General features: G+C 44.6%; 22 protein-coding genes. 7 read left to right on the forward strand and 15 right to left on the reverse strand.

Features of this window, described 5'->3' with window-relative positions; all coding sequences use genetic code 11:
- Positions 1-219 precede the first annotated feature (219 nt).
- Positions 220-714: a hypothetical protein gene (locus tag GYK50_RS06020; protein WP_212564464.1), complete on the forward strand. Its 495-nt coding sequence runs from the start codon at positions 220-222 to the stop codon at positions 712-714.
- 132 nt (positions 715-846) lie between these two features.
- Here GYK50_RS06020 and GYK50_RS06025 read toward each other — a convergent pair whose 3' ends face one another.
- The 3 genes from GYK50_RS06025 to GYK50_RS06035 form a co-directional block, all read right to left on the reverse strand.
- Positions 847-2,289, reverse strand: a complete 1,443-nt coding sequence (locus GYK50_RS06025) for a M16 family metallopeptidase (RefSeq protein ID WP_289116108.1) — start codon at positions 2,287-2,289, stop codon at positions 847-849.
- A 200-nt stretch (positions 2,290-2,489) separates the two neighbouring features.
- On the reverse strand, positions 2,490-3,989 hold the full coding sequence (locus tag GYK50_RS06030) for a M16 family metallopeptidase (protein ID WP_420070479.1): 1,500 nt from the start codon (positions 3,987-3,989) through the stop codon (positions 2,490-2,492).
- Positions 3,990-4,053: 64 nt separating this feature from the next.
- A complete protein-coding gene (locus GYK50_RS06035) occupies positions 4,054-4,206 on the reverse strand; it encodes a hypothetical protein (RefSeq protein ID WP_167669392.1) in 153 nt (50 codons plus the stop codon).
- Between the two features lie 293 nt (positions 4,207-4,499).
- Between GYK50_RS06035 and ftsY the strand changes: the two genes are divergently transcribed.
- Positions 4,500-5,870 carry a signal recognition particle-docking protein FtsY gene (ftsY, locus tag GYK50_RS06040; protein WP_093069990.1) on the forward strand — a complete coding sequence of 457 codons (1,371 nt, stop codon included), beginning with the start codon at positions 4,500-4,502 and terminating at the stop codon, positions 5,868-5,870.
- A gap of 54 nt (positions 5,871-5,924) precedes the next feature.
- Positions 5,925-6,497 carry a methylated-DNA--[protein]-cysteine S-methyltransferase gene (locus GYK50_RS06045; protein ID WP_093069992.1) on the forward strand — a complete coding sequence of 191 codons (573 nt, stop codon included), beginning with the start codon at positions 5,925-5,927 and terminating at the stop codon, positions 6,495-6,497.
- A 114-nt stretch (positions 6,498-6,611) separates the two neighbouring features.
- On the opposite strand, the gene GYK50_RS06050 is transcribed toward GYK50_RS06045, so the two are convergent.
- A complete protein-coding gene (locus tag GYK50_RS06050) occupies positions 6,612-7,361 on the reverse strand; it encodes a YebC/PmpR family DNA-binding transcriptional regulator (RefSeq protein ID WP_093070005.1) in 750 nt (249 codons plus the stop codon).
- Between the two features lie 318 nt (positions 7,362-7,679).
- On the opposite strand from GYK50_RS06050, the gene GYK50_RS06055 reads away from it, so the two are divergent.
- Positions 7,680-8,510, forward strand: coding sequence for an ion transporter (locus GYK50_RS06055; RefSeq protein WP_093070013.1), 831 nt, complete (start codon positions 7,680-7,682; stop codon positions 8,508-8,510).
- A 36-nt stretch (positions 8,511-8,546) separates the two neighbouring features.
- On the opposite strand, the gene GYK50_RS06060 is transcribed toward GYK50_RS06055, so the two are convergent.
- Complete coding sequence (locus tag GYK50_RS06060; RefSeq protein ID WP_093070016.1) at positions 8,547-9,848, reverse strand: ABC1 kinase family protein; 1,302 nt, start codon at positions 9,846-9,848, stop codon at positions 8,547-8,549.
- Between the two features lie 141 nt (positions 9,849-9,989).
- Positions 9,990-10,526, reverse strand: a complete 537-nt coding sequence (gene aroQ, locus GYK50_RS06065) for a type II 3-dehydroquinate dehydratase (protein ID WP_093070019.1) — start codon at positions 10,524-10,526, stop codon at positions 9,990-9,992.
- A gap of 417 nt (positions 10,527-10,943) precedes the next feature.
- On the opposite strand from aroQ, the gene GYK50_RS06070 reads away from it, so the two are divergent.
- Positions 10,944-11,159, forward strand: coding sequence for a cold-shock protein (locus GYK50_RS06070; RefSeq protein WP_058024053.1), 216 nt, complete (start codon positions 10,944-10,946; stop codon positions 11,157-11,159).
- A gap of 278 nt (positions 11,160-11,437) precedes the next feature.
- Positions 11,438-12,592, forward strand: coding sequence for a DEAD/DEAH box helicase (locus GYK50_RS06075; protein WP_093070021.1), 1,155 nt, complete (start codon positions 11,438-11,440; stop codon positions 12,590-12,592).
- A 113-nt stretch (positions 12,593-12,705) separates the two neighbouring features.
- On the opposite strand, the gene GYK50_RS06080 is transcribed toward GYK50_RS06075, so the two are convergent.
- From GYK50_RS06080 to ilvA, 7 genes are all read right to left on the reverse strand, one after another.
- Positions 12,706-13,584: a sulfite exporter TauE/SafE family protein gene (locus GYK50_RS06080; RefSeq protein ID WP_093070024.1), complete on the reverse strand. Its 879-nt coding sequence runs from the start codon at positions 13,582-13,584 to the stop codon at positions 12,706-12,708.
- A gap of 99 nt (positions 13,585-13,683) precedes the next feature.
- Positions 13,684-13,959: a cbb3-type cytochrome oxidase assembly protein CcoS gene (gene ccoS / locus GYK50_RS12880; protein WP_058024050.1), complete on the reverse strand. Its 276-nt coding sequence runs from the start codon at positions 13,957-13,959 to the stop codon at positions 13,684-13,686.
- Positions 13,960-14,088: 129 nt separating this feature from the next.
- Positions 14,089-14,862: a YdcF family protein gene (locus GYK50_RS06090; RefSeq protein WP_071001661.1), complete on the reverse strand. Its 774-nt coding sequence runs from the start codon at positions 14,860-14,862 to the stop codon at positions 14,089-14,091.
- On the reverse strand, positions 14,852-15,961 hold the full coding sequence (gene murB, locus GYK50_RS06095; protein WP_071003614.1) for a UDP-N-acetylmuramate dehydrogenase: 1,110 nt from the start codon (positions 15,959-15,961) through the stop codon (positions 14,852-14,854). Before murB ends, GYK50_RS06090 begins: the two co-directional genes overlap by 11 nt.
- Positions 15,962-16,198: 237 nt before the next feature.
- Positions 16,199-16,696, reverse strand: a complete 498-nt coding sequence (locus GYK50_RS06100) for a low molecular weight protein-tyrosine-phosphatase (RefSeq protein ID WP_083328818.1) — start codon at positions 16,694-16,696, stop codon at positions 16,199-16,201.
- Between the two features lie 206 nt (positions 16,697-16,902).
- Positions 16,903-17,325: an RNA-binding S4 domain-containing protein gene (locus GYK50_RS06105; protein WP_071001659.1), complete on the reverse strand. Its 423-nt coding sequence runs from the start codon at positions 17,323-17,325 to the stop codon at positions 16,903-16,905.
- A 171-nt stretch (positions 17,326-17,496) separates the two neighbouring features.
- The gene (ilvA, locus tag GYK50_RS06110) at positions 17,497-19,050 is read right to left on the reverse strand and encodes a threonine ammonia-lyase, biosynthetic (protein ID WP_071001658.1); all 1,554 of its coding nucleotides are present in this window, start codon (positions 19,048-19,050) and stop codon (positions 17,497-17,499) included.
- A 288-nt stretch (positions 19,051-19,338) separates the two neighbouring features.
- Here ilvA and rpiA point away from each other — a divergent pair, with 288 nt between their 5' ends.
- On the forward strand, positions 19,339-19,998 hold the full coding sequence (gene rpiA / locus GYK50_RS06115) for a ribose-5-phosphate isomerase RpiA (RefSeq protein WP_071001657.1): 660 nt from the start codon (positions 19,339-19,341) through the stop codon (positions 19,996-19,998).
- Between the two features lie 119 nt (positions 19,999-20,117).
- Here the strand turns inward: rpiA and argF are convergent, their stop codons facing one another.
- A complete protein-coding gene (argF, locus tag GYK50_RS06120; RefSeq protein WP_071001655.1) occupies positions 20,118-21,041 on the reverse strand; it encodes an ornithine carbamoyltransferase in 924 nt (307 codons plus the stop codon).
- Positions 21,042-21,257: 216 nt separating this feature from the next.
- Positions 21,258-22,364, reverse strand: coding sequence for an alanine racemase (alr, locus tag GYK50_RS06125; RefSeq protein ID WP_071001654.1), 1,107 nt, complete (start codon positions 22,362-22,364; stop codon positions 21,258-21,260).
- Between the last annotated feature and the right edge of the window lie 19 nt (positions 22,365-22,383).

Here is a 22,383-nt window from a genome sequence, read left to right on the forward strand (position 1 = left end):
TTCACCAAAAAATTGTTTGGAATTTAATATTTATGTTCTAATATGAATATTTTCATTTACTATCTTTATATCCTTATCACTCTTCAAGGAAGAAGATTATGGTTATTATAAGCGGGATTTATGACAAAGCAGCATTCAGCAGTTGCAAGATGCAGTAAATCGAATGAAAGGAAACAACGTTTTTTTCGCTCAAAATATATTTACACCACGTTAATAGGAATGGCATCATTTTCCATATTATTGGTGAGTGCCTGCAGTCCAGAACCCTATCCTGAAAACAGCTCATTGGTGACAGATAAAGCTGCGCTAACACGTGATAGCATCGCACAAAATTCTGAAAACATTGAAGACAGTATTAGAAACTCTTATGCTCGTTTGGCCTCAGAGCGCGCTGATGTATGCCCAAAGTTGATAGAAGAACAGGGTAGTCAGGTTATTGAGCGCGTTGCAGAAGTAATGGTAAACGACTATTGTGACTATTTCCTGTATCCTCGAGAGGGTCAGCATATTTCAGTCGCCACCAACAATCGCCAAATCGAAGCCTTACTTATAGTCCCCGCGCTACATAACTTTGCTAATGGTGGTTATAAGGTCATGTCTTACGATAAGCATATCGTTCGACTGAGCTATAATGGTGCCACCTATAAGCCTCAAAACCTCAATTACGACATCGTAATGACCATTTCTGATAACTCTGATAAAGAGTATTCGTAGTCTTTTTTGATAGCACAAGTCAGTCACAAGATAATAAGCACATGAGTGATGAATCGGGCATACTGAATCGCTCATCACTCACGCTATTTGTTATCTAACTGAGTGAATTTAACCTAGCTTATTTCCCTCTTGTTATTTGGTCGTTGTTGTCGTAGCTTCTATCCCCTTCCAAGGATCGTCTTGCCCAACTGTCACGATTAAAAAGTTATCCGGATTTAAGGTATCGCGCAGCGTTTTGTTGACCCCTGACAGCGTGACTTGATCAATACGGTTGACATAATCGGCCAAGTAAGTGTTTGGCAATTGATAGAAATTCATCATTCCTAACAACCCATTGATCCCTGCGTTACTTGCAAAACCCATCGGGAAGCTATTTTTGAGATTGTCTTTGGTCAGGCGTATCTCGTCCTGAGTGACTCCTTTTTCTAACGTGTCATCGATAACCGCTAAGCTTGCATCGATTGCCGCACGTGCTTTGTCATTACGTGTCGAAAAGCCAATCTGATAAGGCCCGCGTGCTAGCATCGGATTCATTGATCCTGAAATACCGTAGGTGTAGCCGAGATTTTGTCTAATCTCAGTCATCAAACGGGCATTAAAGTCACCACCTGCCATTATCTCGTTACCAACCGCAAAATTGGTTTGCTGCTGCTGGGCTGTTGGATTGGTTGCACGTTTACTGCCTAATTGTCCCATCAATACGGTAGTTTGGGTACTTGGGAAGGGAATATGAATGTGCTGTGATTTAGTGAGAGGTTTAGGCTCAGGTAAATCAGCGGCAGCTTGACCAGCAGATAGTTTAGTCGTGATATCTTCAGCCAGTTTTTTCGCCTGTACCAAGGTCAGATTGCCTGTCATAGCGATAGAGGCATTTGCCGCCACTAAATACCGATTTTTAAAGTCTATCAGCTGTTGCTTCTGGATAGTTGGCACGCTCTCTAGCGTACCGACTGAGGGATGAGCGTAAGGATGACTGCCGTATAAAGCCTTATCAAAGGCAATACTGGCAAGACTGCCAGGGTCTTGTTTTTGCTGCTGTAAGCCAACGAGTAATCGTGACTTGTTACGTGCTAATACCTCGTCATTAAACGTAGGCTCACTCACCATTTGCGTCATCAAATCAACAGCTGGTAACAGGTGTTTATCGTCTGATAAGCTGCGTAGCGAAACAATGAACATATCCTTATAGGCACTACTGCCCAGATTGATGCCTAGTGTTTCAACAGCACGCGTGAACGCATCTTCATCTAAGCTTTTGGAGCCCTGCTCAAGCATCGTTGCGGTCATGTTGGCGATGCCAAAACCGTCTTTACTGATGCTGCCATCACGGGCACTACCAGCATTGAAACGTAAGTCCACATCGACGATCGGTAAGGCTGTGGTCTGAACGAACATGACAGGAACGCCAGCTTTGGTCTTAAACTCTTGAATCGTTGGCACTGTGACTTTTAAAGATTTGGCATCATCGATACTGGTAAGTTTAGATAAGGCTGCAATCGGCGCACTTGCATCAACAGCAGTAGGGGCTCGGTAATCTTCAGCGCCTGTAGTGTCGGCTTGGGCAGTATTAGCCAATATACTCAACGCAAAAACTATGCTGGTACTAAGGTATGATAGCTTTTTTAATGGGAGATTAGATGATGTAGAGGGCAAAGCATTACTCAAAGATTTGTGTGTTGCTTGAGAGTTATATTTATTCTGAAACATGATGTTCTTCTTATTAAGAATACGGTTATATCGTCGCTTTTATGAGACGTTCTGATAACAGGCAGTATTTATTGTGCTTTGGTAGTGTTCTCTTTTGGGGGCACAATATGCATCACCGTTAAGTTGTCCTTAACCAAATACTTCTTACTGGCAGCCTGAATGTCAGCGACACTGATATCATCTAGTTTGGTTGGTAACTTAGCAAGTAATCTGTCATCCAGCCCGATAGACTGTAATGAGCCGATCATACGTGCTTGTCCTTCCATGCTATCTTGTGCATATACTAGGCCAGTGACGGCATTGGTCTTGGCGCGACTGATTTCATCGGCAGCAATGGGATCGGTTTTGAGTTTTTCTATCTCTGATATTATGGCTTGTTGCGCTTGTTCTAAACTGACACCTTCGCGCGCTGTCGCTTGAATCATAAATAGCCCATCGCCGCGATCTAACAAATCGTAAGAAGTACCAACCGTGGTCAGTAGACCTTGCTCACGTATCAATCGACTCTCCAAGCGTGCAGATAGACCGCCATCGAGTACATCTTGAGCAAGCGAGAGGGCGTAAGCCTGTTTTTCATTGTTTGCGCCTGCTGTCACTAGGCTAGGTACGTTGTAACCCAGTAGCAAAACGGGCACTTGCACCGCTTGCTCAGAGTCTACTTTTTGATAACCACGAAAGCCTTTTTGAGTGACAGCGTTACGCTTAGGTACGTTGCTTGGCGCCAGCTCACCAAAATAGCGTTTGACTTGAGTGAGTACTTCTTGTGGTTGCACATCGCCGACGATGACTAAAGTAGCATTATTGGGCGCATACCATGTCTTGTACCAGTCTTTTAGATCCGAGAGTTTGATAGATTCAAGCTCACTCATAGGTCCGATGACAGACTCGCCTTTTGGACTGTTAGGCAATGCTAGCAGGCGAAAGGATTCGTAAGCTTTGGCAAGGGGATTGTCATCAGTACGCTGACGTCGCTCTTCCATGACAACTTGGTGCTCTTTGGCAAACTCTTTGTCATTGAAGGTGATGTTTTTCATTCGATCTGCTTCAAGCTCTAACGCCAACGGCATACGATTGGCAGGAAATAGCTCGTAGTAGCCCGTATAATCATAGCTGGTAAAAGCATTGTTAACCCCGCCAAACTTGGCAATCAACCGCTCATAATCATCACTTGATACATTGTTGGTGCCTTTAAACATCATATGCTCAAGTAAGTGAGAGATGCCGCCTTTATCCAGCGGCTCATCTGCCGAGCCCACCCGATACCAAATCTGGGTCATGGCGACGGGTGCACGGTGGTCTTCTTTTATGACCACTTTTAGGCCATTTTCTAACTGGTACTCATGTCGACCTGACATATCCATTGTCAACGCAGAGGGCTTTGCCTCATCAGTTGTTTTATTTTTACTAAATGCGCTTTGAGATGACCCATCTGTCGTGACCGTATTTTTTGTGGTGGTAGTCGTGCTAGAAGGTAGTGCGGTGGTTTGACAGGCAGAAAATAATGTTGCCACCGTTAGAGCACAGGCGATACGTAACGGCGTAGTAGGTAGTGGTAAAGACAATGGCATGGTATGGTCTACTTATATAAAATAATGACTGAAGTGATGGACGTAATCATAGCAATACAATGCATCACAGTGATGTCTGTGCACCAACCATGACACTCGCAGTCGGTCTAATACCTTGCGTCGTATTGCAACCTGCCACAGATAATACAGTTGTCGTTAGCAAAATCGCCATACTGATATTGGCAATGCTTTTATAGTGTTTAGAGAGTGATGACATAAGCGTTTCCTAATAAGGATTTTTGAATGAGTCTTGGTAGAGTAGGCGAAGTCTTGCAAGGAACAAGTCAGAATTTTGTGTCCAAACCTTAAGCAAAACTCTCTCAAATCATTATGTGATTTTTTGAGCAGATAATTTTTGACGACAGTCTACTATGGTAAGGGCTAAGCGCGACTTGAATTATGCTAAAATAGGCTAAAACCCATGGTCATATAGCTGGCAAGCTTATGACAATCTAAAAATCCATTTACAATAAACAAATAATTAATAGCGATAACTTTTAGGGCAAACTTATGAATAACCCAAACAATAGCAACCGTGTGGTCATCAATCTTGATGATGGTCTTGATGACTTAGATGACGATGATATTACCTTACCCAGTTTACCGGCGCAATCTGTAACCATTATTGATGAAACAGAGAGTGCTGCGCCACAAAGGGATAATACGGCAAATCCAGATGTCTCAAACAATCAGGCAGCAGAAAATATTGCTTTGGCCACGCCAATTGTTATGACAGAAGAGCATAACGTCCCTAAAGGTGCCTCTGAGAGCTTTTCAAGTGCTAAAGAGACAGGCACTACGAGCAAACCTGACACTGCGACAACCATTCCTGCCATGCCATTACAAGAGCAGCTCGGGGACACGCCAAGCGTAAGTCCAGCCGCTAGCAGTAATGTACAGACGACTACGCCACAAGAGCCTGCTGCAGAGCCACAAGACAATAAGAAAAAAGGCAGCTGGTTTAACCGTATGAAGACGGGGCTGAGTAAGTCACGTAAAAATTTGGCCGAAGGGATGGTCAGCATACTTATCGGTGGTAAAGAGATCGATGACGAGCTGTTAGAAGAGGTCGAAGATCAGTTATTGGTTGCTGATATCGGCGTTAATGCAACCAACCGTATCATCAAGAACCTGACCGAGCAGACTGCCCGTGGTGACTTGATTTATGCTCACTCACTCTATAAAGCCTTGCAAAGTGAGCTGGTTGATATCCTAACGCCTAAGGTTGAGCCGCTGGTGATCGATACCAGCAAAAAACCATTTGTTATCTTAGTTGTGGGCGTCAATGGTGTGGGCAAAACCACAACCATCGGTAAGCTTGCCAAGCGCTTACAAGGTGAGGGTAAATCAGTCATGCTCGCAGCAGGGGATACTTTTCGCGCGGCTGCCACCGAGCAGCTACAGATTTGGGGCGAGCGTAATCATATCCCAGTGGTGGCACAAGGTCATGGCTCTGATAGTGCTTCTGTTATTTTTGATGCGATGCAATCTGCCAAAGCAAAAAATATCGACGTACTCATAGCAGATACCGCTGGCCGTCTACAAAACAAGACACATTTGATGGCAGAGTTAGAGAAAGTGGTGCGCGTGATGCGTAAAGCTGATCCAAGCGCTCCGCATGAAGGTATGATCGTACTCGATGCTGGCACGGGTCAAAATGCCATTAACCAAGTTGAGCTATTTAACAAGATTGTACCATTGACAGGTATCACCATTACGAAGCTAGATGGTACGGCAAAAGGTGGCGTGGTGTTTAACATTGCCGAAACGACAGACGTGCCTATCCGCTATATTGGTGTGGGTGAGTCGATTGATGACTTGCGCGCCTTTAGTCCGAAACAGTTTGTCGCCGCTTTGTTTGAGACAGATGACAAAGAGTAGAACCGCTATTTGTAACGGCTAAACAATCTTTAAAATAATTTGGAAATCAAAGCCATGATAGTGACCGAAGCATCTTTTGGATCGTATCGATTAACGCTCATTGCCCGTCTCGATGAGCATGACCAGCCTGTGCTCGTTGAAGCCAACTGGCTGCTGCCCGGTAATACTTGGCACAGCTCAAAATCTGTCCCCAAGCTTAAAAAATATTATGGCCTGACAGATGAAGACTTTACCTTTATAGACAGCAATAGCCTAAGCATGAAAGAGCCTACTCAAGCTTTACTGATAGAAACGATTTTCCAACTCAAAGATTATGCTGCTGGTAAACGCAAGACATTGGACTTGCCCTTAGATTTTTCTATGGGTACTGAGTTTCAACAAAGCGTATGGCGGGCACTACAAGAGATTGGCTATGGCGAAACCATCAGCTATGCCACCCTCGCGCAGCGTGTTAATAGCCCGAAGGGGTTCCGCGCGGTTGCACAGGCTAATGGCAAAAATCCTTTTAGTATCATTGTGCCTTGTCACCGAGTGATTGCAAGCGACGGTAAGCTTGGCGGTTATACAGGTGGATTAGATAAGAAGGAATATCTGCTGGCGCTTGAAGGGGTTAGGTGTAGAACGTAAAGATAAATATAACGCTTCAACTATTGAATGAGTGAGCAGAAAAAAGCACCAAACCGACAATTGATTGGTGCTTTTTCTGGGGGTGTTCTTGCCAGTATTTAGTTATTAAGCTGGCTATCCCTCAAGCTGCGCCATGACGTCAGCAGAGAAGTTCACGTTAGTATAAACTTCTTGCACATCATCCGCATCTTCTAACATATCGATCATCTTTAGGATTTTTTCAGCATCTTCCACATTGTCGATTTCAGCCGTGGTAGATGGTGACATGGTGACTTCAGCATTGTCAGAGACAAGACCAGCAGCGTTAAGCGCGTCTTGAACTTGACCGAAAGTTTCCCACTCAGTGATGACAAGCAAGCTTTCACCATCGTTTTCGATATCAACGGCGCCCGCATCTAGTGCCACCATCATGACTTCATCTTCTAGGCTTACATCATTAAAAGTGATCTCGCCGCGTTTGGTAAACAGATAAGCCACTGAACCTGAAGTACCAAGATTGCCATCACATTTGGTAAAGGCGTGACGGACTTCACTGACCGTACGATTGAGGTTATCAGTCATGGTTTCGACCAGTACCGCTACACCGCCGACACCGTAGCCTTCGTAACTGACTTCTTCCATTTTTTCATTATCACCGCCGCCTGTACCACGGTCGACAGCACGGTTGATCGTGTCGCGAGTCATATTGACTGATAGCGCTTTTTCGATAACAGCACGTAAGCGCGGGTTTTTGTCAGGGTCGGGGTCGCCTTGTTTGGCAGCTGAGACGATTTCACGAATAATTTTGGTAAATATTTTACCTTTTACTGCATCCTGACGGGCTTTACGGTGTTTAATATTTGCCCATTTTGAATGGCCTGCCATATAACATCCTTAAGGTTTACGTATTATTTTTTATGTGCAAGAAGGCGATGAATTACAGCCTTCGATGTCTGATCACCTTGTTTTATACTATCATTATTTTGTCTATATCAGGTAATAGCGCTACTTGCACGTTAACGATTTGTATGTTGTTGAGAGTGCTTTTTTGCTACACTGTGGCAAATTATAGATTGTATTCACTGTGATAAGTGAGCAATATTATAAACCAGTTTTAACTATTTTGACCAACTTGCCCTTATCCATCACATTTTAAGTCATGGAACGCTATCAAGCCATTGATTTTATAAAGTTACTGATTCTATGAAGCGACCAACTGCTGAAGCCCTAACACACTTGCGTAACCGTACGCATATTATTATTGAAGGTACAGATACCCGTTTGGGTAAGCTCTTTGATATTGTATTATTGATTGCGATTTTGACCAGTGTGGCTGTCGTCATGCTTGATAGTGTGTTGTACATGCGCTTGCAATATGGCACGTTGTTTTTTTATGCAGAGTGGTTTTTTACGATTCTATTTACCATTGAGTATGCACTAAGGTTGTTTTCAGCACCCAATCGCTTGCGCTATGCGTTTAGTTTTTTTGGCATAGTGGATTTGTTGTCTGTTTTGCCAAGCTATCTCAGCTTACTATTTGTAGGTGTGCAGTATCTACTTGTCATACGAGTGCTACGTATCTTACGTGTATTCCGTGTCCTAAAACTTAAAGCCTATATGCAACAAGCAGGTTTTTTGGCTTCTGCACTCAAAACCAGTCAGCAGAAAATTACCGTTTTCTTCTTGTCGCTTGTGCTATTGGTAACCATCTTTGGTTCAATCATTTACGTAGTAGAGGGGCCTGAGAACGGGTTTACTAGTATTCCATTGTCTATCTATTGGGCGGTCGTCACGATGACGACAGTTGGCTATGGTGATATGTCGCCCAAGACGCCGTTAGGCCAAGCAATTGCAACCATGGTTATGATCACAGGTTATTCGATTATCGCTGTACCGACAGGTATTTTTACCTCTGAGCTGGCTCGTAATATGCGTCCGCAGCTTAATCCTGTCACTTGTCCGAACTGTGGTAAATTCGGTCATGCAGTGGGCGCAGACTTTTGCGATCGCTGCGGGCACGCGCTCCACATTTAATGACAGGTTTGACTGTTATTGCCAATTGATCGCTTATTATACGTCAATGTACTCATCAACGAGCGGCGAGAGGTCAGTCTCAACGCCAAGATTGACCAGATTCCAGTACTGTCCAGATACGGTACGGTCTAACATCATGGTGGTGGCAGAGGGCTGAAACTGACCGAAGTATTTTAATGAAGTGCGCATTTGGGCAATCACCTCATGGTGTATTTGACTGCTACCAAAATCAAATGGCCCTTCTTGGTATGGGCGGATAGATAGTGGTTTTAGACCAATAGATAGCCATTTTTCATAAAACTCGCCAGGGATGTTTTTATCATCATCACGGCGAATATCTAAGGCGACAAGGTCTTGCTCAAGCGCGGTCACATCGCCTTTGATAGCATGCTTGGCAAAACGACGGAATAGTTGGACCTCGCTATCACTGTAACTACGGATACCGCCGAAGTCATACGCCACAACACTACCATCCTGCCGAAAAGCAAAGTTGCCTGGATGCGGATCACAATGCATACGGTACAGACTAAATAGTTGTCCTGCGGTAAAATGAAACAAGCGCTTTGCTATTTTTTGCTTAATGGCATTGTCCCATGTTGCAGCGACGGTCAATGTCTCTCCTATCTCCTCAGTCAGTGTCAAAATCCGTCTAGAAGAGTGGCTGCTAATGACTTTTGGGATAATGAGACCTTCATCATCAGCATGAAAGGCACCAAATACACGCAGATTGTGCGCCTCTTTGGTATAGTCCAACTCGTCGTGTAGACTCTGTCGAATCTCATTAAATAACTGCTCTTGCAACTGCTTACTCATATTGAGCACACCTGCAATTTTTAGCGCCATGCGCACCTGTTTGAGGTCGCTATCACAGTTTTCATCGACATCAGGATACTGGACTTTGACCACGACCCTTTGTCCAGAAGGTAGCACAGCTTTATGGACTTGCCCAATAGATGCTGCGGCAAATGGCGTCTCGTCAAACTCACTGAACAGCTCTGCCATCGGTGCTTTAAGCTCACGCTCAACTTGTGCACGTATTTGCGCATAAGGCATGGGCGGTGCATCTTTTTGGAGTTTTTCTAGGGCAGTTGCGACCTCAGGCGGGAACACGTCTTTGTACTGTGAGGCAATTTGTCCGACTTTCATCACCGCACCTTTCATCTCACCCAACGTCTCGGCAATCTGGATACCCACGTCTTGCATCAAGTCTGAGCGAGCTTGTAGGCGCTTTTCTTCGTCACTCGAGAGATGCTTAAACGAGTTTTTAGCGGCTTTGCCGGCGATGCTTGCTGTCATGCCAGCGAGTTTCATAAAGCGCTTTCCGGACGTTTTTGCCATTCATATCACCATATAGTGGATTGTTTTGCTCAGTCATAATTCTATTATTTTCATCAAACAATTACTGTTTAACTAATGTGTGAAAAATAAGAAGTTTTACTTTATTAACAAAGCTAGTAATCTATAAAATTAGAAAACACCTTAAGTGCTTGTATTGACTGAATAAATATTGCTTAGCCAGTAGTCTAGTGCCATCTCATAACCCATATGACCCAAACCACAGATGACACCGACTGCGACATCGCTCAAATAGGAATGATGCCTGAAAGGCTCACGTGCATGGACATTGGATAAATGGACCTCTATAAAAGGCTTCTGTGTCGCTAGTAACGCATCGCGTAGGGCAACTGAGGTATGGGTAAAGGCAGCAGGATTGATAATAACGGCATCAGCTTGGGCAGATTTTTCTGCTAATAAACCATAATATTGAATCTTATCTACTAGATCGCCTTCATGGTTTGACTGTACACAAATTAATTCAATGCTGTGCTGAGCGGCTCGTTCGACCAAGCGTTTTTCGATATCTACCAGCGTCATATGGCCATAAATTTCAGGCTCACGCTTACCCAATAAGTTCAGGTTGACGCCATTCACCAATAGCAGTTTGTGATTGAGGGTCTGATCGATGTGTTGGTCAGCAGGATTTTCTGCTGCTGTAGATGGAGAAGAGGACGTCATAGTAATCTCTATCGCTGTTTAAATATGTGAATGATTTATTATAATGAATAAGGTATGCATGACAAATAGGTTGCACACGCTGATCCAGCGTATCCCTTTATAATAGCAGCTTGTAGGCTGGGTTATAAAAAAATTACAGGAAAAACTCACCCATGCCTTAAAAAGCGTGTTAAAAGTCTTTATGTTGCTAAAAACCCGTGCTATGATATTTTTTATGCAATAAGTATTGCAAGTTTGTTACTGTCATTGATATGAGAGATAGTTTGCAAGATTGGCTTTCTTTTATATAAGCGTTTTAAAGATGACTGTGACTAGATTAGTACTCTTAAGTTTTTGATTTCATCATCTTAGATCCCGTTTATATGCAATGTTGCAAAGGAATTTGGGGCTAAGCGAACTTTTTTAGGAAGTAATATTATGTCAGCTCGTGAGCAAGGTATCGTTAAGTGGTTTAATGACTCAAAAGGCTTTGGTTTCATTCAACGTGACAGCGGAGAAGATATTTTTGTCCATTTCCGCGCGATTCAGGGTGATGGCTATCGTTCTTTAAAAGATGGCGAAAAAGTTGAGTTCAGCGTAGTAGAAGGTGAAAAAGGCCTACAAGCTGAAGAAGTCAGAAAGTTAGAAGAGTAATCTATCCAGACATTAAAGCAGTTTAGTTATAATGTCTGTATGAACTACTGATATACTACTGAGTCAAGCCCGTATTGTCTTACCCATGTTGAGTGAACAACAGCATATTTGGTAGGTCAGGTATTGGGCTTGGCTTTTTTTGTACCCGTATGTCTAGCGGCCATCTATAGATATAATGTTGCGACTACTATTGGTCACGCTTATGTCAGTATAAAATTTTATTGTGAGCTGATTTGTGATTGATAAAATACAAGCAACTAATTTAAAAGGATATTTTTTTGAGTAATTTTACAACGTTTACTGATTTGCCACTTTCAACCGCGACCCTGCGGGCAGTGAGTGATTTGGGATTCACGGAACTCACGCCGATTCAGGCGAAAATACTACCGCATACACTAGCAAGTCAAGATGCCATCGGACAGGCGCAAACGGGAACGGGTAAAACAGCAACGTTTTTATTGACAATCATGGAAGCGTTACTCAAACGTCCTTTTACGCATGATGAAACGCGTTATCTAGGTGAGCCGCGTGCCGTGATTATGGCGCCAACTCGCGAGCTGGCTCAACAGATATTTGAGGACTGCATTGCACTGACCAAATACACCTCATTACACAGTGTCTGTATTATGGGTGGGACCAATTACGAAACCCAGCAGCATGAGCTTGAGCGCCAATACGTTGATATTTTGGTGGCGACGCCTGGCCGTCTAATTGATCTTGCCAATAAAGGCATGGTGTATTTAGATCGAGTAGAGGTGCTGGTGCTTGATGAAGCAGACCGTATGCTGGACATGGGTTTTATCCCTGATATCAAGCGCCTTGTGGGGCGTATGCCCGCCAATACAGACCGTCAAAGCTTACTGTTTTCTGCTACTTTTAACCAAGATGTGATGAATTTGGCGTATCGCTGGTTGCATGAGCCGCAGTTTGTGGAAATCGAGCCAGAACACAAGACCAGCGAATTGGTTGATCAGCACTTTTACTTACTGACAGAAGATCAAAAACTCGAAGCCCTTCAGCGTATTATTAGTGAGGAGGCCGTTGAAAAGGTCATTGTATTCGCCAATCGCAAAGATCAAGTCAAGCGTCTCTATCATAAACTGCGTCAAGCGCATAAGATTGTCATGCTCTCAGGTGATGTAATTCAGCAAAAACGTGAGAAATACTTGCAGCGCTTCAAGGATGGTCACACGTCTATCTTGGTGGCGACAGATGTTGCAGGGCGCGGTATCCATGTTGATGATATCAGTCATGTCGTTAACTATACCTTGCCCGATCAACCAGATGATTATGTCCACCGTATTGGTCGTACGGGCCGCGCTGGGCAAACAGGCATTAGCATTAGCTTTGTCAGTGAAGATGACGCATTTAATATACCAGCATTAGAGAAGCATTTAGAAACCAAGTTTACGCTTGAGCAGTGGCAGGAATAATTGCTATAAATAGGTAACACTTAACCAATAAACCCCTTAATATCATTTTTGATATTAAGGGGTTTTTGTACGCTTGGTAAAGTCCGCGCAGTACTCGAGTTATGTGTTAGAAATTATTGACCATGATGCATGGAGGTGGCGTCATCACCCATATCATGCATGCTATGATCCATATGATTATCCATGTCTTGCATATCATGATCCATAGCTGGCGTCATATCGTGATTCATCTGATCTATATTATGAGCATCTGTCTCAGACATCATAGCAGAGTGGCTACTATGATCCATCTGTGCGTGTCCACCACCATGCCCGCCATGCATGTTTGCCATGACCATAGGAACGACAGCAACTGCCAAACCTGAGAGTACCATCACCGCACCATTTAACTGCCTTAAGCGAAAACGACCAATCTTGTCACGTAACCAGCCGACTGTCTCGTGCGTTGCAACTAACATCGGCACCGTGCCAAGACCAAAAACAAACATCAACGCTGCACCGCTTAATGGGTTGTGAGCCACCACCGCGATGAGTAGGGCGCCATATACCAAACCGCAAGGCAAAAAGCCCCAAAGCAAACCAGCTGTCAATGCACGTGGAAAGGTGTTTAGGGGAAAGACCTTTTGGCGTAGCGGGCTGAGGTATTGCCAAAAGCGCATACCAAAACGCTCGAGCTTATTCAAAAAAGGTGCGCCAAGCATGGTCACACCCACAAAGACCAACACTGCGCCCAGTAAAATACGTGGCAAGCTATTGCCTTTCATGAGTGGCTCTAACACCGTCGTACCGATAAATCCTGCCAGCAGACCTAACAGTGCATAACTGCTCAGACGGCCAAGATGATAGGTGGCCACCAGCGCGCGGCGTTTAGTAGGACTGACATCTTTCATAGACAGACCAAATGCCGTCACAAGACCGCCACACATACCCAAACAATGCGGCGAGCCAAAAAACCCCATCAGTAATGCCGCAGCAAGTAAAGCCATGGTCATGGATGCATCTCCTAAAAGTCATAAAGGCCGTATCTATAGACACGATTATTATCTAACGAAAGCTCATCATTACACGATGAAAAGAGAGAAGAATAAAGGTTAGATTTTTGTGTTTTTCTCTACATCAGTACGAACGAGCGCATCTTTATCAACGTTATCATCTGACGGCTCGGTATCAGCAGAAGGCTGAGACTGCACCGCGCGCTCATGAGCCTGCATGGTTTGCCTGCGCTCTTGACGATCATCCAATATGATACGCTGTGATGCATTGTCCAAATCTTCGAACTGGTTTGATTTTACCGCATAACGCACCGCCCAGATGGCAACCACAAATAGCATGAGACTTAATGGGATTAATAAAAATATACTGAGCATGGTAACTCTCTTCAATAGCAGTGTCTTTTATTATTATACACCCATCGCAAATGCAGTGGATGATCTGTAGCGATTAGAATGAGGCGTAGCATCATATGACGATATTAGCTGCGCGTTTAGTATAAAAACCTATTCATCAGATGCTTTTTTGGCACTGCCTCGCGGTGTTAGGAGCTGCTGTGAAGTCACATCATCGGCGTGACGACAGTTCATTTGCGGACGTATCACATCCCGTAGATAGGCGGCGATTTCATAAACAGCCCGCCGTGAATGACTTAGGTTTTGCGCAGGTTTCATCCAGTCGCGTCTCACTGGCAATGGTGCGCTAAGCGGTGTGCTATTAATACCATTCAAGGCAAACTGTCTGCGCGCACGTGCCATATGATAACTATCAGTAATAAGGTAAACGTGATGAAGCGGAATACGCTTGGCTGTAAAACGGGCGTTTTCGCACGTATTCATACTGGCATTTTCGCTTATCAGCCCATCGATACCATGCTCAATGAGCCATTGACCTAGCCAAGGGGCTTCAGCGCCGCTTAGTACAATAGGTAAGGGAAGATCGTGATAGGCCCCAGCCGCGGTACGGACACGATTCAGGCTATAGCGATTGAGGATGATTTGATTGTTATTATCATTAGTTAGACCACCGCCTAATACCACGTAAGCAGTCGGCGGAGAGCTCATAGCAGCAGAAGGCATTTTTGGTAAAGGAAGAAGCGCAAATATATAGACAACGGCTTGTGAAAATAGCGGTGTGAACAAACTGATTAGGACTAAAATAACAGACGTCGAGCCTAATACAAAGGTAATATTGATGATACGGAATAGCTTCACCATTCGTTCGGCTGAACGCAAATAGTTTCGCCATAAGCGTTTAGACCATGATTGTTTAGACCACATGCTCAGGATATCCAATTGAGCCATCAGCATTCACCCAAACTGGCTCACGTGATAGCTGAATTGCAAATTTCTCATAGACGATGTTGGCGATATAGCGCTGTGCTGTTTCCACATCTTCTTGAGTTGCTTGATAAGGAGTATGATTGGTCAGTACCAGCGCCTGATGTTTATGAGTCATGATAGGTGCGATGCCGCCCCCTTTTAATCCTGCTTGCTCGATGAGCCAACCTGCGGCAACTTTTACCATCGCGTCAGGCATCGGATAACCAACGATAGCTGGATAAGTTGTTTGCAGCGCCGTAAATTGATCTTGACCAATAATAGGATTTTGAAAAAAACTGCCACAGTTAGGTAGCTGTTTTGGGTCTGGTAGCTTTTGTTGTCTAATATCTATAATGGCTTGCATAACGTCATGAGGATTGGCTTGCTCGCGCTCTTGTTGTTCCGCATAGCGCTGCGCCACAGTCTGTACATCTCCATAGCTGGCTAAAATATGGGTGGGATCTGTATGCAGTCTAAAAGCCACGCGGCTGATCAGCCATGTATTTGGCGTGCGTTTAAAGATACTATCACGATAGTCAAATTGACAGTCGGCCGCTGATAAATGGTGCCAAGTTTGTGTCGGTAAATGATAGGCGCGTACATATTGTAAGCAGTCTTCTAATTGCACACCGTACGCACCAATATTTTGTACTGGCGCTGCACCAGTTAGGCCAGGTATGAGCGCAAGGTTTTCTAACCCATACCAGCCTTGATTGACTGTATGTACGACTAGATCATGCCAGTTTTCGCCCGCCATTACTTCGATATCAACATAATCGTCGGTTTGTGCAGTCAAATGAATACCGCGCATTTTGGGTTGCAATACCACTGCATTTAACGCTGCTGGTAATAAAACATTGCTACCGCCAGATAAGACAAATAATGACAGCTGATGCTCTACATCCTCTGCATAGGTTGCCATAAAGTCATCAAGCTGTGCCTCATTGGTCAACGTCACTACAGAGTCAGCGACACACGACAGTGCCATCGTATTGCTATGTGCCAAATCGACTGAATTACTGACTAACAGAGTCGCTGATGAGTCATTTATAGTCATGGTCTGAGCGTCGAGATCAAGGCGTGCAGCTTGGGTCATAACATAGCCTATGGGGCAAAAGGATAATAAATAATAAGGTAGCTATAGTTGATTCAATTTAAAAGAGATACAAGGCAGTTGAGTACAGACGTAACTGTGTTACTTCAAGCACGGTTAACGCTGCAGCTCTTTTATAGAGGATTAACCATATTATAGAGGATACCGGATGCAAGAGTAGCAGAAATATAGAATTTATAGCTAGCAAGCCTTCCAGCTTTCGATCCAAGCTTGGGCGCTTGATTCGATGCGCTCGATCACCTCTTCGAAATCATCGTTATCGCCTTTATATGGATCTGGCACATCACTGCCGCAATAGGTAGGGTCTTCTTCACTAAATAGGGCCAGCTTTGCCAAGTCCTCTTCTGACTCTGCCATGTCGTCTTTAATGGCTTGTAGGTCAGCCAAATTCTGTGAATCCATGGCTAAGATCAAATCAAAATCACGGAAGTCATCGGCGCTGACTTGGCGTGCAACCAATTTATTAATTTTGTAGCCATGTGATTTCGCATGGCGCTGCGAACGTGGGTCAGGTTTGTCGCCGACATGTGAATCACTGGTACCTGCTGAGTCTATCTTTATTGAGAGTCCAGCAATCGCCGCTTGCTGACGGAAAACTTCCTCAGCGGTAGGGGAGCGGCAGATGTTTCCTAAACAAACCAATAATACAGACGAGGGAGTACAGGCTTTCATCAGCATAATATGACCTTCTATAACAAAAAAACATGCTATAAGAAACCAGCACTGTTAATGCGGCTTTTATTAGCATGCAATCGATTGAACCAACGACTAGCGTAACGCTTAATCGCTTGAATGGCAAGGACAGAGACTAGACAATAGCGTCACTTAATACTGGGTTTATGACAATGCTATAGGTAACTGGGTGATGCGAGGGTAATGCTGTATCAATCTTGATTGCTTTTGAAGCGCTGTAAGTCACGGCGCTCTTTTTTGTTGGGCTTATTATCAGGACGAGCAAGGTTGGCCAGTTTGCGCTGTTCAGCATAATAAGCACGCCGCGTTTCGCTCTCTTTGGTCTCTGAGTATAGCACCTCAGCGGCGGTCGCATTGCCCCGCTGTGCAGATAGCGCCTCAACAATGACAGTCTTTTCAGTCATGGCGGTCGCTGAGCCTTGACGAATGGTTAGCTCATCGCCGACTGAAATCTCTTTACTGGTCTTGACGCGGCTGCCACCATAATGCACACGTCCGCTTTCAATGGCTTGCTTGGCAAGGGTGCGTGTGCGGTAAAACCGAGCGGCCCATAACCATTTATCGAGACGAATTTTGACCAAACCTTGGGTGTTATCATCAGTATTTTTTTTCATAAAGCTCACTCTGTATTTGTTTTTATATCAAATAATATGAGGGCATATTTGGTATTTACAAATAAGGTTTTGTGTTCGTCGCCGTCTGTAGCAGATTATAGAAAGTAAAAAGCGACCCATCATATGACAAGTCGCTTTTATAATAAGGTCTAAATATATCCCGTTAAGTCATTATTTCAAAAATAACTGATAGCCAATATTGTCATTGACCGTCGTGCAGTCATAGCCGATGTCTAGTAAGGCGTCTTGTAGCTGACGAGAGTTGCTTTCTGAGGCTTGTAGACCAACCAGTACACGGCCTTCAGCGGCACCATGGTTGCGGTAATGGAATAAAGTGATATTAAAGTCATCGCCCAATTTTTCTAAGAAAGTCAGCAGGGCGCCCGGACGCTCTGGGAATATCACTTGTAGTAACTGCTCGTTTTCGACCTTAGCGTGACCACCAATCAAATGACGGATATGTGACTTGGCGATATCATCGTCAGTCAGATCGTGAGCGGTATAGCCATCATTTGCCAATTGAGTACTAATAGTTTGACGCTCTTTTTCACCTTCTTTTAATGCAATACCGACAAAGATTGAGGCAGGCTCCATTGAGTCTGGTGACTTTTTGCTATCGGCACGGTAGTTAAACTCAGTAATATTACGACCGTGCAGACTGCGGCAGAAGTTCAAGAAAGCGCCAGTTTGTTCTGGTATAGTAACCCCAAAGATAGCTTCTTTTTTCTCGCCAATCTCAGTGCGCTCAGCAATATAACGCAGACGGTCAAAATTCATATTAGCGCCGCAAATGATGGCCGCGCAGTTTTTGCCTTGAATATTGTTCGCTGTGATATATTTTTTCATACCAGCAACTGCCAACGCACCTGCAGGCTCTACGATACTGCGGCTCTCCTCAAACACATCTTTGACTGCTGCGCAGACTTCATCGTTGCTACAGGTGACGACGTTAGGCTCCACGATAGGGCCTGAATTGTCACTTTTCTGAGTACGCACGACGTCAAAAGGCAGTTCACCAATTTGCGCGACTGCCACGCCATCGACGAACAGTCCGACTTGCTCAAGTTTGACACGTTCACCCGTTTCAAGTGCGGCTTTTAGGCAAGCTGATTGTTCCGCTTCTACCGCGATCACTTTGACATGCGGTGCCACTTCTCCCAAAAATGCGGCGACACCTGAGATGAGACCGCCACCACCAACGGCAACAAACACATAATCCATGTTACGCCACTGTTGGGTCAACTCAAGCGCGATGGTTCCTTGCCCAGCAATCACCAATTCATCATCATAAGGCGGTATAAAGGTCAGGCCCTCGCGCTCAGCACGATCTATTGCATAGCGGTTTGCTTGATCAAAACTATCGCCATGCAGATCGACATTGCCACCAAGCGCTCTGACGGCTTCTACCTTAATATCAGGCGTAGTCGTTGGCATAACGATGATGTTGTTTAGTGACAGTTTGCGCGCAGAGTAAGCCACGCCTTGAGCATGGTTGCCTGCTGAGGCGCAGATAACGCCGCGCGCTTTTTGCTCATCGCTTAGCTGACTGATACGGTTGTAGGCACCTCGTAACTTAAAAGATTTGACAGGTTGTAAGTCTTCACGTTTAAAACGAATGTCATTGGCAAAACGTTGGGTCAGCTTGGGCGCCGTTTCAAGTGGTGTTTGAATCGCAACGTCATAGACGGTGGCTTGTAGTATGGCTCGTACCCAGTGTGACAGCATAGTAATCCCTAAACAGAATGAATATAAAAATGAAATAGATTAGCCTATGCTGATTTTGAGTATCTTGCAAGACTCAATTGCAGTTTTCTTGGGATTTTATGCCTGAATGAATATAAAGTGAAAGCGTGTGGTGAAGAACGTTGTGAGATAAGTATTATATGACTACCGAATTAGAATTGTGATTGCGCTAACATCGATCAATATCATCGGTTATAATAGCCACGCATTTTATTTGTTTTAGCCTTTTACTTTTTTTAAGACCATACGTTTATTTTCCAAGGATTTATGATGAGTGATCAGCAAGCACAAAAGCAAGCCGCCGCCCGCGCTGCCCTAAGCTATATCGAAGATGATATGATACTTGGGGTGGGGACGGGTAGTACGGTCAACTGTTTGATTGAGTTGTTGCCACAATTGAAGCTTGCTGGTGCGGTTGCCAGCTCACAGGTGACTGAAGACAAACTGCGTGCGCTTGGTATCGAAATTGTTGATCTAAACTTTGCTGGTACGCTTGATGTTTATATCGATGGTGCTGATGAGGTCAATGAGCACTTGCAACTTATCAAAGGCGGCGGCGGTGCATTGACTCGCGAAAAGATCGTCGCGGCTGCTTCCAAAAAGTTTGTGTGTATGGTTGATGAGAGCAAAAGCGTTGAGATCTTAGGTCGCGCGTTTCCAGTGCCGATTGAAGTCCTGCCGCAAGCGCGCTCTTATGTCGCGCGTCAATTAGCAAAATTGGGCGGTGAGCCTGTCTATCGTGAAGACTTTGTCACTGATTACGGCAACGTTATTCTAGATACTTATGACTTGGATGTGAGTAATCCAATCGCGCTTGAAAAAGAGCTGAATAATATCGTGGGTGTGGTCTGTAATGGTATCTTTGCGGCAAACCAAGCGGATGTGCTATTAAAAGCCAGTGCAGATGGCGTAACAACGCTTACGCGCTAATACAGTCTCAAGAATACAGTCTCAAGCCATTTTTACAGATAAAAAGCCGTCCAAATCTGAACGGCTTTTTTATTTATGAACGGACTAATAACTTATCTTACTGTTTTTTACACGGTAAGTTAGGCAGGTAGTTTGATTTTGTCTTTTAGCAAAAACTCCATCAAGGCTTTTTGCGCATGTAGACGATTTTCGGCTTCATCCCACACAACAGAGCGCGGATCATTTAGCATATCATGAGAGATCTCCTCACCACGATGGGCGGGCAGACAGTGCATAAACACCACTTCAGGGTCGGCTTTGTCTAGTAGAGACGGCGTCACTTGATAAGGGGCAAAACGACGTGCGCGCGTATTTTGCTCGGACTCTTGACCCATACTTGCCCATACATCGGTGACAATCAAATTAGAATCTTTGGCTGCGTCTTGTACGTTTTCGACCAAGCTCACGCAATGTGAGAAGCGTTCCATAAGTTTCGGATCAGGCTCGAACCCATAAGGCGCTGCCACGCGTAATTCAAAACCAAACTGATTGGCGGCTTGCATAAATGACGAGCACATATTGTTGCCGTCACCGACCCACGTGACGATCTTATTTTCGATGCTACCGCGATGCTCATAATAAGTCTGCATATCAGCAAGCAATTGACAAGGATGGTATTCATCGGTCAACGCATTGATAATAGGGACGCTTGAGTATTCAGCAAAGGTCTCGACTTTTTCGTGCCCAAAGGTACGAATCATAATGATATCAACCATGCTGGAGATCACGCGTGCTGAGTCTTCTAATGGCTCACCGCGACCGAGCTGCGTATCGTTGGGTGATAAAAATATAGCATTACCACCAAATTGACCCATGCCGGTCTCAAATGAGATACGGGTACGCGTTGAAGATTTTTCAAATATCATGCCAAGCGTACGACCAACGAAAGGCTGATATATCTCGCCTGCGTGTTGCATCTTACGCAATTCGCTTGCGCGTTTGATTAAGTTTTCTAGTTCTTGTTTGGTTAAATCAGATAAGGTTAAAAAATGGCGCAAACTCATAGTAATCCTAGCAGTCGATCGCAGTCAGTGAAACGTCATCAGTCTTCAATATCATCGCGTCAGTGCGTATACTGGGTTGACAACAAACTTTTAGTATAGCGTATTTACTTTCAATGTAAACGTGCAATTTTATCAAGATCGAATGGCTTGCTAAATAGACCGAAATCGCATTAGCAAGCCATAGTACTCGTATGCTAATGCCTGTGCCGTTAATGATTATGCCTGTGTACGGTTTGGACGTATGCTGAGGCGACATAACAGCTCATAGCTAATCGTTCCAGCATGACCTGCCACTTCATCGACACGCGGCGCATCGCCCCAGAGCATGACTTTGCTATCCAAAGCAAGGCTTTCAGGCGTTTTGCTGACATCAATGACGATCATATCCATTGCCACACGCCCAATCACAGGACAACGGTAGCTTTGATTGTCGTTAGTATCGATGACGGTGACATAAGCGTCGTCACTTATTACACGCGGGTAGCCGTCTCCGTAACCCACACTCACGAGAGCGGTTCTGGTGTCTTGCTGCGCACGCCAGCGGCTACCATAGCCGATCGCATCATTGGCACTGACCGTTTGTAATGCCATAATTTGAGCACTAAATTCCATCGCGGGCTGCAAGTCTAACTCTTGTGCGCTTTTATCGACGACAGGCGAGCTACCGTATAAGATGATGCCTGGGCGTACCCAATCATAATGGTACTCTGGGAAGTTGACGATGCCAGCAGAGTTGCATAATGAGCCTTTGATATCTAGGCTAATGGTATCTTTCAAAGTCGCAAGTACGCTTGAGAAGCGCTCAATCTGCATGGCATTTAATGGATGGTCATGATCATCAGCATTGGCAAAATGGGTGGCTAGGATCAGCTGATAACCTGCTTCATGCAAACGCTTGGCTGCTGATAGCACACCCTCAGCATTGAAACCCAAACGGTTCATACCTGTATTATATTTTAGCCAAACCACATTAGTTGCACTACCAGCTGGCGGGAAGTTTTGTAGTGCCCATTCTAACTGTGGTCCGTGGTGAATCACGCAGCTAATATCATGATCAATGGCTTGTTGCCACTCATCAGCGCTAAATGCCCCTTCTACTAGACCAATGGTTTTCTCCCAACCTAATTGTCTGGCTTCTAATGCTTCGGTTAAAGTCGCAACCCCAATACCATCTGCTTGCTGCAGGGCTGGTAATACCGCCGCCACGCCATGCCCATACGCATTGGATTTGACCATCGCTAAGACTTTTGCTTGCGGTGCGCGTTGTTTTACTTGATTGAGATTATGAGTAATGGCTTTTGGTTTTATGGTAATGGTGCGCATAATCGCCTTCTTTATGAGT

Source organism: Psychrobacter pacificensis, assembly GCF_018336615.1.
GTDB lineage: Bacteria > Pseudomonadota > Gammaproteobacteria > Pseudomonadales > Moraxellaceae > Psychrobacter > Psychrobacter pacificensis.